Source organism: Chryseobacterium taiwanense (genome assembly GCF_000813825.1).
Classification (GTDB): Bacteria; Bacteroidota; Bacteroidia; order Flavobacteriales; family Weeksellaceae; genus Chryseobacterium; species Chryseobacterium taiwanense.
The window spans coordinates 228,353-241,143 of sequence record NZ_JWTA01000015.1; the positions used below are offsets into that span (position 1 = coordinate 228,353).

The following is a 12,791-nucleotide window of genomic DNA, read 5'->3' on the forward strand; positions in this document are numbered from 1 at the left end:
TCTATAAAATTAAGGATAAGGAATTGTCCTGCTTTTTTTTATCTTTGCAAATTACATAGTTCTTAAATGAAAAACATACGAAATTTTTGCATAATCGCTCATATTGACCACGGTAAAAGTACTTTGGCGGATCGTCTTTTGGAGTATACCAATACGGTGACTCAAAGAGAATTACAGTCTCAGACGCTGGATGATATGGATTTGGAGAAAGAACGTGGGATTACAATCAAGTCTCACGCCATCCAGATGGATTATGAATATAAAGGCGAAAAATTTATTTTAAATCTAATTGATACACCGGGACACGTTGACTTTTCTTACGAAGTTTCCCGTTCAATTGCTGCTTGTGAAGGAGCGCTTCTTATTGTAGATGCTGCACAAAGTATTCAGGCACAAACAATTAGTAATTTATATTTAGCACTGGAAAATGATTTAACGATCATTCCTATTTTGAATAAAATTGACCTTCCTTCTGCAAACCCTGAAGAAGTAACAGATGAGATCATGAATCTGATCGGTTGTGAATATGAAGATGTATTGAGAGTTTCAGGTAAAACGGGAGAAGGAGTTCACCATTTATTGGAGCAGATTGTTGAAAGAATTCCGGCTCCGGTTGGAGATCCGGATGCACCGCTTCAGGCTTTGATTTTTGACTCAGTTTATAACCCGTTCAGAGGTATTGAGGCTTACTTTAAAGTAGTTAATGGAAGCATTACTAAAAATGAAAAAATTAAATTCTTCGCTACCGGAAAAGAATATGGAGCTGATGAAGTAGGTACTTTGAAGTTGAAGCAGGTTCCAAAGAAAACAATTGGTTGCGGAGATGTAGGATATTTGGTTTCTGGTATTAAAGATGCAAGAGAAGTAAAAGTAGGAGATACTATTACTTCTTTTGAAAAACCGGCAGCAGGACCAATCGATGGATTTGAGGAAGTAAAGCCAATGGTTTTTGCAGGTATTTATCCAATTGATTCTGAGGATTTTGAAGAATTAAGATTCTCTCTTGAAAAACTAAGATTGAATGATGCTTCTTTGGTTTTCGAACCGGAAAGTTCTGCAGCTCTTGGTTTCGGTTTCCGTTGCGGATTCCTGGGAATGCTTCACATGGAAATTGTGCAGGAACGTCTTGACAGAGAGTTTAATATGAACGTGATCACAACGGTACCGAACGTTTCTTATTTTGGATATACTAAAAAAGAACCGGAAGTTCCGATCTTGATCAATAATCCATCGGAAATGATGGATCCTTCAACGATGGACAGAGTGGAAGAACCTTTCATTAAAGCTTCTATTATCACAAAATCTGATTTCGTAGGAGCAGTAATGACACTTTGTATTGAAAAAAGAGGAGAAATTGTTAACCAGAGTTATTTAACATCTGAAAGAGTAGAATTGGTTTTCAATATGCCTTTGGCAGAAGTTGTTTTTGACTTCTATGACAGATTGAAATCTATTTCTAAAGGATATGCATCATTTGATTATCATCCGATTGGCTTCAGAGCCTCTAAGTTGGTAAAAATGGATATCCTGATCAACGGAGATATGGTAGATGCTTTATCATCTTTGATTCACGATTCTAATGCGTATTACATTGGTAAAAGAATGTGTGAAAAGCTTCGTGAGCTGATTCCGAGACAGCAGTTTGATATTGCAGTTCAGGCAGCTTTAGGAACGAAAGTTATTGCTAGAGAGACCATTAAAGCATTGAGAAAAGACGTTACCGCAAAATGTTACGGAGGGGATATTTCCAGAAAGAGAAAACTTTTGGAAAAGCAGAAAGAAGGTAAGAAGAAAATGAAGCAGATTGGTAGAGTGGAAGTACCACAATCAGCGTTCATGGCTGTATTAAAGCTTAATGATTAAGAGTCTACAAAAAGGCAAAAGATAAAAGTAAAACCGCTTCAATTTGAAGCGGTTTTTTTATTTATTTCTTACGAGTGAATAATATTTCCATTGTTTTATATTCCTTTCCGGTTTTGGAATCCGGGCCGTACATTTCCAGTTTTTGAGTATTATCATCAACAAAAGTAAAGACTTCTCTTATATCACAATCTTTGCCGGGTCTAGCTGGATCTGTCATTTTTCCTTTAAATTCAATAGATTTTGTTGAAGCATTCCATTCTCCTTCAGCTGACATAATTCCTGTTCCCATATTATCAATCCAGGTACTGACAAATTTTTTCTTTGCATTGTCATATCCTACAATACTCATTCCTTCAAAAGGCATTCCCATGAAATTTCCTTTGTGCTCGCTTACCTGATAACGACCACCGAAAATCATCTTATTTGTGGCTTCAGAGGTACTTGTAATTGGCTTTCCTCCATTTTCCATCCAAGTGGTGTTGGCTCCGTTCCAAACCCCGTCAGATTTTGCAAGCATTTTATGCATTTCTCCAGGAGTTGCATAGTCCATCCAGGCTTTATTTGCTGTTGCTGAATCTACAGGTTTCCACTCTTCAGATTGTGTAGTTTTTACATCCATTTTCACTTTGTCACAAGCTATAAATAGAAAAGCAGTACAAGCTGCAAAGAATAAATTTTTCATAATCGTTTAGTTTTAAGTTGATTATAAATGTAATGAAAATTTTGAAGCAAAGTTTTTTTATTTTATTCTTGAAAGTAATCAGTGTAAGTTGTAATTTTGTGTATTCATAACGCAAATTAATACAATGGAGTCTCCAAAAAAATTACAGGATATAAAAGTTGCTGTAGACGCAGTTATTTTCGGATATTTTGATAAAAAAGACCTTCAAATTCTTTTAATTAAAAGGAATATTGAGCCTTTTAAAGGAGGTTGGGCGCTTCCGGGAGGATTGGTTTTGGATGATGAAGATCTGGATGATGCAGTAAAAAGAGAATTGTATGAAGAAGCAGGCATAAAACCCGATTTTTTAGAACAACTCTATACTTTTGGTAATGTGGGTCGTGATCCTCGAAATAGGGTCGTTTCTATAGCTTATTTGGGTCTTGTGAATCCTTCTTATCATGAGCTCTTTGCTGATTCTGATGCGGAAGATGCACAATGGTTCAGTGTGAATCAACTTCCAAAGCTGGCTTTTGATCATCAAACAATTATCGATATTGCGTTAAAAAGACTTCGTACAAAAATTCAGTATCAACCGATTGGCTTCAATCTTCTGAATGAAGAATTCGCTTTCTCAGATCTTGAAAACCTGTATAAAACCATTATTGGTAAGGAAATCGACCGCCGAAATTTCCGTAAAAAAATTATGAGTTATGGACTTCTTAATGATACCAATATGCTTAAAAAAGAAGGCAGTGGAAGACCCGGAAAACTGTTTACTTTCAATCAGGAGAAATACAAAGAGCTTGAAGAACAAGGATTTTACTTCGAAATAAAATAGTTATTAAAATAAATTTTTATTTCTGTAAATCAATTACTTAAAATATTTAGTGTAAAATTAACACAAATAAATTTGGAGAATGAAACTATATTCTTTTAAATTTGTGTAAAAATAACGCAATAATGAAATTTACATTAAATAATATAATTGAAAGATACCAGAGAAAAGAAAAATTAGAATTTCTATTCTTTTGGGGACATACAATGAAGGATGAAATTACAAAAGCTTGTTTCAGTCAATGGTTTCCTTTTGTGTTTCAGGAAAATAGAATCATTTATAAAACTGCCGAACATTATATGATGGCTGGAAAAGCGAAATTATTTAATGATCATGAGGTTTTAGAGCAAATTCTAAATGCAGAAACTCCAAATCAGGCTAAAAGTTTAGGAAGAAAAGTCAAAAACTTTGATCCGAAGATTTGGGATGAACATAAATATGAAATTGTAAAACAGGGAAATCTGTTGAAGTTTTCACAACATGAAAAATTCAAAGAATTTCTGCTTTCGACAAATGATAAAATTCTGGTAGAAGCCAGTCCTTATGATACAATTTGGGGAATCGGAATGTTAGAAACAGATCCGAGAGCAGAAAACCCTTTACAATGGAATGGTGAAAATTTGTTAGGGTTTGCTTTAATGGAAGTAAGAGATGAGTTAAGAAGGTAAAAACACAATAATCAAACACAAAATATTAAATATGAAAAAAATAGAATTACATCCGCAGATATTTTTGATTGAAAATTATCTTTCAGATTCAGAATGTGATCATTATATAGAATTAACCAAGGACAAAGTTTTCGAAGAAGCTAAAATCAATATGGGAGGTCGTCAAATGATGAGCAAAGGAGTCCGAAATAACGATAGACTTATGATTTTTGATAATGATTTAGCTAAAAATCTTTTTGAAAAAGCAGTTGAATTTCTTCCTCAGAATCATGAGAATTATAAGGTTTTGGATTTTAATGAAATGTTCAGGATTTATAAATATTCTTCAGGACAAAGATTCAAAATGCACAGAGACGGAAGTTATATCAGAAATGAAAATGAGAAAAGTTTTTATACATTTTTAATTTATCTGAATGATGACTTCGAAGGTGGAGAAACAGAATTTGAAAATCTGTTCACTGTGGCTCCAAAGAAAGGTTCGGCATTGGTTTTTTACCATCCGTTAAGACACGAGGGGAAAACTTTAATTAGCGGACTGAAATATGTTTTAAGAACAGATGTAATGTATTTAAAAACTTAAAAAATGAAAAAGATATATGTTTCAGGAAATGGAAATCTGTCTTGGGAAAATTTTCATCAGTTTTATATTGAACCGTTAAAGAAATTTGATCTTTTAGAATGTGAATTTATCATTGGAGATTTTTCAGGAACAGATACCTTAATGATGGAATTTTTAAAGGACAAAACTGAAAATGTGACGATTCTTCATGTAGGAAGAAGACCAAGATATTTTGCCAATTCGTTTAAAACAAAAGCAGAAAAATGGCATGTAATAGGAGGTTTTATGACTAATTATGAAAGAGATATGTTCGGAATTGATCTTTGCACCCATTTTCTTGCTGTTGATTTTAATACAGATAAAAATAGAAAAAGCGGGACATTAAAGAATATTGAAAAGTGTTTTGCTTTAAATAAAATCAAAGTGAAAAAAATTTTACCCATAATTTGCGTAAAAAATACACGAAATTAATAAATTGTTTCATTAAAAATCTTAAAGCTATGTTTGGTTTCAGACACATCAAATTCGATTCAATGACTTACGTTCTTCATTTTAAAAATGGAAAAACCGTAAAAGAGGGAAGAGGCTTATCATTCTTTTATTTTGCTCCCAATTCGTCTATTGTTGCGATTCCGATGGGAAGTAATGATTTGCCTTTTATCTTTAATGAAAATACACACGATTATCAAACCGTGAAGATTCAGGGACAGATCAGTTATAAAATTACAGATCCAAAAGCACTTTCCAATACATTGGATTTCACCGTAAATGAAACCGGAGTATATAAGAAAAATGATATTGAAAAGCTGAATCAGAGAATTATCAATCTCGCTCAGACTGCAACTTCTTCTTTTATTCATCAATTAAGTTTAAAAGATGCGATCCGCTCTGCAAAACAGATTGAAGGTAATATTTTGGAAGGTTTGATAAATTCTGAAGCCATAAAAACAATGGGAATTGAAATTCTCGGAGCGAATATTTTAGCGGTTCAGACGACTCCGGAAATGGCAAGAGCTTTGGAAACGGAAACTCGTGAAAAGCTACAGCAACAAGCGGATGAAGCGATTTATGAAAGAAGAAATTTTGCTGTTGAGCAGGAAAGAAAAATCAAAGAATCTGAACTGAATACGGAAATTGCAGTAGAAGAAAAGCAAAAGCAGATTGAAGAAAAAAGAATGGAAACCGAAGTTCAGCAGGAAGAAAACAACAGAATTCTGAGAGAAATGAAAATTGCTGCCGATATTTCTGTTGAAAACCAGAGAAAACAACTGATTGAACAAAAAACAGAAAACGACAGAAAAGAAGCAGAAACGCAAGGCTATATTCTGGAAACTTCTTTGAAACCTTACAAAGAAATGGATTGGAAAACTTTAAGCGCTTTGAGTGGAAAACAGGATGCCAAAAATAATATTGCCTTAGCTTTTAGAGAATTGGCAGAAAATGCCGGAAAAATCGGAAATCTGAATATTAGTCCTGATTTACTGGACAGTATTTTGAAACATTAAGAATATTTAAGTTGTTAAGAATGATTAAGTTGAGCTTTGCTTTAAGTTTTAAAATCTGAATGATTTTCTTAACTAAACTTTAATTCTAAATCAAGCTTAATGGTTTAAAAATATTTAAATTGAAATACAATGAAAATAGAATACGCCATCATCATCAAAAATAAAACAAGACTTGAATCTTTAATTGAACGCTTCAATACCAAAGCTCAAGCAAAGTTTTATATTGAAAGTTCAGGAGGAAATTTTCAGGAGTATGTAGATGAACATGAAAAATTTCATCAGTCATTTATAGAAGTTCAGACGAAACTTTCAAAAGTGATTAAAAATAAAGTGATTGAAAGAGAGTTTGTTCCGTCCTATATTTTCTCAGAAAACAATTTGATTGTGGTGGTTGGGCAAGACGGTTTGGTTGCGAATGTAGCGAAATATTCCAAGCATATTCCGATCGTAGCAATCAATCCCGATCCGGAAAGATATGATGGAGTATTGCTTCCTTTTACGGTAAAAAACTTCTTAAATGGAGTCAATTCTGTCATCAACGAAAGTTTTAGTTCAAAGAAGATGAAGTTTGCAGAAGCTGTTTTAAATGACGGACAAAAACTGTTAGCTGTGAATGATTTGTTCATCGGAATTTCGTCTCATTCTTCGGCAAGATATAAGATTCTGCTGAACGGAAAAGAGGAAACCCATTCATCCAGCGGAATTATTGTCTCTACAAAAACAGGAAGTACCGGTTGGCTGAGTTCTATTTTCAATATGGCTTTCGGCATTTTAGGAGAAAGTAATTTGAAATATCCGAAACTGAATGAAGATGATCTGTATTTCGCGGTAAGAGAACCTTTTAAAAGCATTAAAACGCAAACCGGTATTTGCAACGGGAGGTTGAAGAAAGGAAGCAAGCTGATCATAGAGTCATTAATGCCGAATAATGGTTTTATATTTAGTGATGTAATTGAGCAGGATTTTCTGCAGTTCAACAGTGGAGCAACGGCGGAAATAAGACTGTCTGATGATGAAGCAGTTTTAGTATTAAATTAAAAATAACCATGAAAACTATAACATATTTAAAAGGAGATGCTACAAATCCGCAGATAGAAGGCAATAAGATCATTACTCATATCTGTAACGATATTGGAGGTTGGGGAAAAGGTTTTGTTTTAGCAATTTCTACTCGATGGAAAAACCCTGAAAATGAATACAGAAAATGGTTTCAAAACGGTGAAAATTTTACACTTGGAGAAATCCAAATGGTTCTGGTTGAAGACAATCTTTGGGTTTGCAACATGATTGCCCAACATAAAATCATTACCAACTCAAAAGGAATTCCGCCTATAAGATATGAAGCGGTTGAAAAATGTATGGAAAAGCTTTCTGATGAAGCTTTAAAGTTAAATGCAAGCGTTCATATGCCACGAATTGGTTGTGGTTTAGCAGGTGGAAAATGGGAAGAAATTGAACCTATTATTGAAAGGACGTTGCAGAAAAATAATATAGAAGTATTTGTTTACGATTTTGAATAAATTAATTATTTGAGATTTGACATCATAAAATATTCTTTATGAGCTTAGCTAAGTGAAACGCCTTTGCGAACTTAAAAATATACATCAAGTTTTAAAAAGAAAATCTTTGCGGACTTTGCGTTTTAAAAAAAATAAAAAAAGCACAACATGAAAACAAAAACATTATACAGACCTGTCGGAGAAAAAGAAATGCTTTTAATTATAGAAAGCAATTACAAAAAATTTCCTCCAAGGCTGGAATGGCAACCCATTTTCTACCCTGTTTTAAATGAAGACTATGCTTCCGAAATTGCAGAAAAATGGAATACCAGAGATGAAGCGGGAAATTATCTTGGATTTGTAACCGAATTTGAAGTATTGGAAAATGAAGTGAGTAAATACCCTGCACAAAATGTCGGAGCAAGAAATCATAACGAGTTATGGATTCCTTCGGAAGAAATGGAAAATTTCAATCAGGCAATTGTAGGAAATATTAAAGTGACAAAAGTATTTATGGGAAAAGATTTTAAGAAGCCTGCAAATACTGATGTAGAAGATTTATTATTAAACATAAAAAAACTAACGATGACGAATAAAGGAATGGCAAAAGATACATTGGAAATTCTTGCCAGGAAATATTATATAAACGAACACAACGAAAAAATAACTATAGAAAACGAACTGGAAATTTCCACAAAAGGAACCGTTCTGTTTTACCCGGAAGAGCTTTCAGAATTGGAAAACAACGAACTTCCAGAACTCAATTTTGAAACGCAGTTTGAAGTCTGGAGATGCAGTTCTGTAAAAGCAATTTTACAATTAGCCGAAGAAGAAAATCAGGAAAAAATCATGTGTCTGAATTTTGCATCGGCAAAAAATCCGGGTGGTGGTTTCATCAATGGGGCGGAAGCTCAGGAAGAAAGTCTGGCGAGAACTTCAGGATTGTATGAAAGCTTGCTTCAAGGTTGGGATTATTACAAAATTCATCGCGAAATGGAGTCCTGTTTCTACACCGATATGATGATTTACAGCCCGAAAGTTCCGGTTTTCAGAAAGGATAAAGGTGAATTGTTATCGAAACCCGTTTTGTGTAATTTCATCACATCTCCGGCGGTGAATGCAGGTGTTGTAAAACGTCAGGAACCGGAAAGAACTCACGAAATTTTCGGAGCGATGGATGTAAGAACGGATAAAATGTTGGGGTTGGCTTTACATCAGGGGAATAAAACCTTGATTTTAGGAGCTTGGGGATGTGGAGTTTTCAAAAATGATCCGAAAGAAATCGCGGAGTTATTTAAAAAATATCTTCACGGAAAGTATAAGAATAAATTTAAAAGAGTGGTTTTCGCGATTCTTTCGAAGAAGGAAGAGATGATAGAGCCGTTTGAAGAAATATAATGGAAATCAAATTAAAAAAATATAAAGAACAACTAGAAGATTGGCCAGAAAAAGGACATCACATCATGGCTCAATATGATGATGAGAAAATCATTGTTTATCAGTCTTATCGAAAAGAAATAGGTGAATTTGCTGTCAAAAATCAATATTTTGGTGGAGCATTCAGCTTGGAAAGAATGACTTGGATAAAACCGAATTTTCTATGGATGATGTATCGAAACGGTTGGGGAACAAAAGAAGGTCAGGAATATGTTTTAGCGATTCATTTAAAAATGGGAGCTTTCAAAAGATACCTTGAAAATGCAGTTTATTCTTCATATAATGACAGATTGGGAATTTCAAGAGAAGAATGGCAAAATCAGGTGAAAGAATCTTCTGTGAGGTTACAATGGGATCCAGATCATGATCCTTTTGGTGGAAAATTGGAAAGAAGAGCCATTCAGATTGGTTTGAGAAATGAATTTACCCATTCTTTTGCTAAAGAAGATACTCTTTTAATTGAAAATATTTCAGATTTTGTAAAAGAGCAATATCAATTTGTATTAAATGATGACTTAGATAATTTAATTCTTCCTGAAGAAAAACCATTGTTGTTTGATGATGAAGATTTAAATAAGAAATTAAGGTTAAAATAATGAAAGATAAACTCCTACTCGCTTCAAAATCTCTATCGGGAATCTCTATCGGAGATGCTTTTGGTGAAAGCTTTTTCGGAGAAGAAAGTTTGATGAAATCATATATTCATCAGAGATTTATTCCTGAAAGTTCTTTAGATTTTACTGATGATACAATTATGTCAATTGCTGTTTTCAAATCTTTGGAAAAATTTAGAGAGATCAATCAAGATTTTTTAGCGGAAGAGTTTACCAAAAATTATTATTTGGATATCAACAGAGGTTATGGACCTTCGATGCATCAATATTTCAGAGCATTGAAAGACGGAGAAAATTGGAAAAAAGTTTCCTATTCAAAGTTTGAAGGACAAGGGTCAATGGGAAATGGAGGAGCAATGAGAGCATCATTGATTGGAGCTTATTTTTATGACGATTTGGATAAGCTTAAATTAAATGCAGAACTTTCCTGCGAAGTTACCCATGCTAACAAAGAAGCGATTGAAGGAACAAAGGCAATTGCATTGGCTGCGGCTTTTGCAGCTCAGGAAAAATTAGGATTAATAAAATTAAATCAACAGGATTTTATTCAAAAAATTAAGGATGAATTAAATGATTCCGATATGAAAAGTAAGCTAAACAAAGCCTTATATTTAGACGGAAACCGAAGTGTTGAATTATTAGTTAAAACATTAGGAAACGGAATCAAAATGACCGCTCAGGACACAGTCCCGATTGTTATTTGGATGCTTTCGAGATATAGAAACAATTTTGAAGAATGTCTTTGGAATACTGTTGCAGCCTTAGGAGATAGAGATACAACCTGTGCAATGGCTGGAGGAATAAGTATTTTATGTTGCGATGAAAATTCAATTCCAACTTGGGTTAAAGATGTTGAACAATGGAAAAATAGCAAATTTTATGAACATTGAATTAATAAAGGGCGATATCACTAAAATACAAACAGACGCTATTGTCAATGCAGCAAATTCATCATTGTTAGGTGGCGGCGGAGTTGATGGTGCAATTCATAGAGCAGGCGGAAAACAAATTTTGGATGAATGTATTGAAATCAGAAACCGACAGGGAAAATGTAAAACAGGAGAAGCTGTGGCCACAACTGGCGGAAATCTTCCCGCGAAATATGTAATTCACACAGTAGGTCCGGTTTGGAATGGAAATGAAGGAAAAGAGTCAAAATTATTGGCAAATTGCTATAAAAGCGCATTAAAATTGGCTGAAAGCCTTGAAGTGAAAACTATTGCTTTCCCGAATATTAGTACAGGAGTGTATAGATTTCCAAAAGAACTGGCGGGAAAAATTGCTGTTGAGGAGGTGAAAAATTTCAAATCGGCGATCGTAGAAAAAGTTATCTTCGTCTGCTTTGATAATGAAAATGAAGAGATTTATAGAAAATTATTAGAAGAGTAAATTAATTCTAATTTACTGATTGAAAAGCATTTGCGAGCTTAAAGACAGCTAGTAGTAAAATAAAATCTTAGCGGACTTTGCGTTTAAAAAACTAAAACAAAAAAACAAATGAAAAAACTAACCATATTAACCGGTGCCGGAATCAGCGCCGAAAGCGGAATAAAAACATTCAGAGATGGAGACGGTCTTTGGGAAAATCATAGTATAACAGATGTGGCGAGTCCGGAAGGATGGCGAAAAGACAGAGCGTTGGTTTTGGAATTTTATAATCAAAGACGTCGCCAACTTCATGAAGTGGAGCCGAACGATGCCCACAAATTAATTGCCGATTTGGAGAAACATTTCGATGTTCAGATTATCACACAAAACATCGATGATCTGCACGAAAGAGCAGGTTCCAGCAATATTCTCCATTTGCATGGAGAATTGTTCAAATCATGTTCTTGTAACAATAAAGCTTTGATTTACGAACAAAAAAGCGACATCAATATCGGAGATAAAGCCGAAGATGGCGCTCAATTGCGACCTTTCATTGTTTGGTTCGGAGAAGATGTTCCATTGATGAAAGAAGCCACGAAAAAAGCCACGAAAAAAGCAAAAGAAGCAGATATTTTCTTAGTGATCGGTACGTCGTTGCAGGTGTATCCGGCTGCAGGTTTGCTTCATGATATCAAAGATGATTGTCTTTTAATTGTCATCAACCCCAATGAGACAGGTTTTGGATATGGGCAAAGAGCCGTGGTCATGAAAGAAACCGCAACCAAAGGAATGAAACTATTGTATGATAAATTGTTAAATCTTGCCTAATGGAAAATGTTGTAAAAGCAGGGATTTTTGGAGTTTGCATTGGCGATGCTTTGGGGGTTCCTGTGGAGTTTAAAAGTCGAGAAACCTTAAAAAGTTTTCCTGTTGTAACTATGCAGGAATTCGGATCTTGGAATCAGCCAAAAGGAACCTGGAGTGATGATAGCTCATTAACTCTTTGTATTGCAGAAGAATTGACAAAAGGGTATGACTTAGAAAAAATCGGACAAAGCTTTGTAAAATGGGTGAAATATGGACATTGGACAGCCCATGGAAAACTTTTCGATATTGGCGGAACAACCAGACATTCCATTGCAAGATTAATTAAAGGGGAAAGTGCCAGATTTTCAGGAAATATCTTTGAAGAAGATAATGGGAATGGTTCTTTAATGAGAACGCTACCCTTAGCTTTTTATCTTAAAGATGAAGAAAATATTGAAAAGTTATATCAAATAGTAAAAGAAGTTTCATCCATTACTCACGGACATTTCCGTTCTGTTTTTGCATGTTTTATCTATGTGATTTTTGCCATTGAATTAATAAAAGGAAAAAATAAAAGAGAGGCTTATTATTATACACAAAAGTTAGCTTTGGAATTTGCAGAAATTCAAGGATTTAACCCAAAAGAGATTCAGCTTTTTGATAGGATTTTAAAGAATGATATTTCAGATTATCACGAAGATACAATTAGTTCTGATGGTTACGTTCTTCATAGTCTAGAAGCATCATTATGGTGTTTTCTAAATTCTGAAAGCTATTCGGAGGCGGTTTTAAAAGCAGTCAATTTAGGAGAGGATACCGATACAACAGGAGCTATTACAGGTGGAATTGCAGGAATTTATTATGGTTTTGAGAATATTCCTGAAGAATGGGTTGATGTATTGGTGAGGAAGGAGGATATTGAGAATGTATGTATAAAATTAGAAGATAAATTAATGAAGTAAAAAACACAAA

At 34.1% G+C, this 12,791-nt stretch carries 15 protein-coding genes; 14 read left to right on the plus strand and 1 reads right to left on the minus strand.

The features are described 5' to 3' along the window. Positions 1–66: 66 nt before the first annotated feature. Positions 67–1,863 (plus strand): translation elongation factor 4, encoded by a 1,797-nt coding sequence (gene lepA, locus RM51_RS15715; RefSeq protein ID WP_039371670.1) that lies wholly within the window; start codon positions 67–69, stop codon positions 1,861–1,863. Positions 1,864–1,924: 61 nt separating this feature from the next. Here lepA and RM51_RS15720 read toward each other — a convergent pair whose 3' ends face one another. Continuing rightward, positions 1,925–2,545 carry a DUF1579 domain-containing protein gene (locus tag RM51_RS15720; protein WP_039371673.1) on the minus strand — a complete coding sequence of 207 codons (621 nt, stop codon included), beginning with the start codon at positions 2,543–2,545 and terminating at the stop codon, positions 1,925–1,927. A gap of 124 nt (positions 2,546–2,669) precedes the next feature. Here RM51_RS15720 and RM51_RS15725 point away from each other — a divergent pair, with 124 nt between their 5' ends. The 13 genes from RM51_RS15725 to RM51_RS15790 all read left to right on the plus strand — a co-directional run bounded on the left by RM51_RS15725 (position 2,670) and on the right by RM51_RS15790 (position 12,781). Beyond that, on the plus strand, positions 2,670–3,365 hold the full coding sequence (locus tag RM51_RS15725) for an NUDIX hydrolase (protein ID WP_039371676.1): 696 nt from the start codon (positions 2,670–2,672) through the stop codon (positions 3,363–3,365). A 122-nt stretch (positions 3,366–3,487) separates the two neighbouring features. Next, positions 3,488–4,030 (plus strand): NADAR family protein, encoded by a 543-nt coding sequence (locus RM51_RS15730; RefSeq protein WP_039371679.1) that lies wholly within the window; start codon positions 3,488–3,490, stop codon positions 4,028–4,030. Positions 4,031–4,061: 31 nt separating this feature from the next. Continuing rightward, complete coding sequence (locus RM51_RS15735; RefSeq protein WP_039371682.1) at positions 4,062–4,610, plus strand: 2OG-Fe(II) oxygenase; 549 nt, start codon at positions 4,062–4,064, stop codon at positions 4,608–4,610. 3 nt (positions 4,611–4,613) lie between these two features. Beyond that, the gene (locus tag RM51_RS15740) at positions 4,614–5,060 is read left to right on the plus strand and encodes a hypothetical protein (RefSeq protein WP_052248531.1); all 447 of its coding nucleotides are present in this window, start codon (positions 4,614–4,616) and stop codon (positions 5,058–5,060) included. 29 nt (positions 5,061–5,089) lie between these two features. After that, positions 5,090–6,094 (plus strand): SPFH domain-containing protein, encoded by a 1,005-nt coding sequence (locus RM51_RS15745; RefSeq protein WP_039372084.1) that lies wholly within the window; start codon positions 5,090–5,092, stop codon positions 6,092–6,094. A gap of 129 nt (positions 6,095–6,223) precedes the next feature. Then, on the plus strand, positions 6,224–7,132 hold the full coding sequence (locus RM51_RS15750; protein WP_039371685.1) for a diacylglycerol kinase catalytic domain-containing protein: 909 nt from the start codon (positions 6,224–6,226) through the stop codon (positions 7,130–7,132). An 8-nt stretch (positions 7,133–7,140) separates the two neighbouring features. After that, complete coding sequence (locus RM51_RS15755; RefSeq protein ID WP_039371688.1) at positions 7,141–7,614, plus strand: macro domain-containing protein; 474 nt, start codon at positions 7,141–7,143, stop codon at positions 7,612–7,614. A gap of 147 nt (positions 7,615–7,761) precedes the next feature. Beyond that, positions 7,762–8,991 carry a TIGR02452 family protein gene (locus RM51_RS15765; protein ID WP_228375824.1) on the plus strand — a complete coding sequence of 410 codons (1,230 nt, stop codon included), beginning with the start codon at positions 7,762–7,764 and terminating at the stop codon, positions 8,989–8,991. Continuing rightward, positions 8,991–9,626, plus strand: coding sequence for a DUF4291 domain-containing protein (locus tag RM51_RS15770; RefSeq protein ID WP_039371691.1), 636 nt, complete (start codon positions 8,991–8,993; stop codon positions 9,624–9,626). Before RM51_RS15765 ends, RM51_RS15770 begins: the two co-directional genes overlap by 1 nt. Further along, on the plus strand, positions 9,626–10,534 hold the full coding sequence (locus RM51_RS15775) for an ADP-ribosylglycohydrolase family protein (RefSeq protein WP_052248532.1): 909 nt from the start codon (positions 9,626–9,628) through the stop codon (positions 10,532–10,534). The genes RM51_RS15770 and RM51_RS15775 overlap by 1 nt, the downstream gene beginning before the upstream one ends. Further along, positions 10,524–11,033, plus strand: coding sequence for an O-acetyl-ADP-ribose deacetylase (locus RM51_RS15780; RefSeq protein WP_039372093.1), 510 nt, complete (start codon positions 10,524–10,526; stop codon positions 11,031–11,033). The genes RM51_RS15775 and RM51_RS15780 overlap by 11 nt, the downstream gene beginning before the upstream one ends. A gap of 108 nt (positions 11,034–11,141) precedes the next feature. Continuing rightward, on the plus strand, positions 11,142–11,840 hold the full coding sequence (locus RM51_RS15785) for a Sir2 family NAD-dependent protein deacetylase (RefSeq protein ID WP_039371694.1): 699 nt from the start codon (positions 11,142–11,144) through the stop codon (positions 11,838–11,840). Further along, entirely contained in the window at positions 11,840–12,781 is a 942-nt protein-coding gene (locus RM51_RS15790; protein ID WP_039371697.1) for an ADP-ribosylglycohydrolase family protein, read from the plus strand. The genes RM51_RS15785 and RM51_RS15790 overlap by 1 nt, the downstream gene beginning before the upstream one ends. Positions 12,782–12,791: the final 10 nt, after the last annotated feature.